The organism is Geomonas sp., assembly GCF_056994735.1.
The window spans coordinates 1-1,716 of sequence record NZ_JBXKJL010000332.1; the positions used below are offsets into that span (position 1 = coordinate 1).

Annotated in this window: 1 protein-coding gene; it reads right to left on the reverse strand. The window is 58.7% G+C overall.

Translation table 11 applies throughout. The features are described from left to right. Nucleotides 1-405 precede the first annotated feature (405 nt). On the reverse strand, nt 406-1,362 hold the full coding sequence (locus tag AC11W3_RS14375) for a cation diffusion facilitator family transporter (protein WP_484091752.1): 957 nt from the start codon (nt 1,360-1,362) through the stop codon (nt 406-408). Nucleotides 1,363-1,716 lie beyond the last annotated feature (354 nt).

Genomic DNA, 1,716 nt, shown 5'->3' on the forward strand with positions numbered 1-1,716 from the left:
CCTTCATCCGCGAAGCCCTCCAGACCGTGGGGCGTACCTAAAGAGAGCGGAAGCAAGGGGGGCTGTCGGCATCACAGCCGGCACAACCAGCACGAACAAGGGCTTGGATCCTACAGGGTTCAGGCCCTTTTATCGTGCCTGGGGCAACGTTTCCGCCCTTCACAGTCCACGAACACTACACACTGACGATGAGTGACGAATCGGGTGCCTCGCGTCCCCCCCTTTTGCGAAGGGGGGACAGGGGGGATTTGCTTTTCCAAGAATGTTGCCCCAAGCGCTCCAACCTGGGTCCTTCAGCTTGCGTGCTTCGACAAGCTCAGCACGAATGGGACCACACTGCTCCGTGTGATGCCTGCGGATTTCACCGGCGTGCAGCCGATACCAGCGGGTTTCCTCGTCTCCCGGTCACCCATCCTCTCCCGGCCCTTCCAGCAGTGTGCTCCGCACCCGCGGCCGGCGCCAGGCCTCGGCCTCCACGAAAACCTTCTTCACCTCAGGCACCCGCCGCTTGATCTCGGCTTCCAGCACGGGGACTGTCCGTTCTATCTCCCCTGCAGAGACCTCGTCGATGAAATCGAGGCTGATGTTAACCACTATGAAATCCGGTCCCATATGCAGGGTCAGCACCTCGTTGACATGCTCGACATGGTCGCCCTTGGCGACAATCTCCCTGATCGTCTGCACCACCTCACGTGAAGCCGCTTCGCCTACCAGCAGACCCTTGGTCTCCCAGGCAATGAGAACGGCTGTCCCTCCCAGTATCAGGCCTATTATTACCGAGGCGGTACCGTCGTAGAGCGGGTTCGCGGTGAGGGATGCGAGGAAGATGCCGACCAGGGCCACCACTAGACCCAGCAGGGCGGCGGTATCCTCCAGTACCACGAGGAACATGCTGGGGTCCTTTCCCCGATGGATTGCCTCGACGTAGCCCTGTCCCGGTGCCTTGGCCTTGCTGAACTCACGGATGGAGATAACCCAGGAGACACTTTCGAAGACGATGGAAGCTGCCAGGATGAAGTAGTTGATACGGACGTTGCGCATCACGTTGGGATGCAGTATGTGGTCGACCCCCTCGTACAGCGAGATCCCGGCGCCCAGGGAGAAGACCAGTATCGAGACCACGAAGCTCCAGAAATAGATCTCCTTGCCGTGGCCGAAGGGAAAGTCCTCGTCAGGGGCGCGGGCCGCACACCTCTGCCCATGCAGGAGCAGCACTTGGTTGCCGCTATCGACGAGCGAATGAACCCCCTCGGAGAGGATGGCGGAACTCCCTGTGACCCCGGCTGCCACGAGTTTGATCGCAGCAATCAACAGGTTGGCTGCCAGCGCGGCTACGATGACCTTCTTGGTTCCGCTCTTCATGATCTCTCTTTGCACCCTTGGACCGGCTGAGGTGTGCGTTCTGTCTACCGCCTGGAAACCAGTACCTGATATCACACGGCCAAACATTGTCAAACCATCGGCAAAAGCCATTGCTAGAGCTTTTGTTGTGCTTCCGGAACAGCGCAAAAGTGTTGCTGTGACTGTTGATTTCTCTCGCTTCCATGCAGGGATAGCGACATCCCTCCCGTCGTTGACACGGGTGGATCATAAAGTATCTTTAACAAATGTTTCTGGCTGCCGCTGCAAAGATATAGCCGGTATCTGAGAGAGCAGCTATGCAAGCGGGAGGTGGTTTTATGGCATCTTCGTGGGGGGGCGACCTCGGCGCGAATG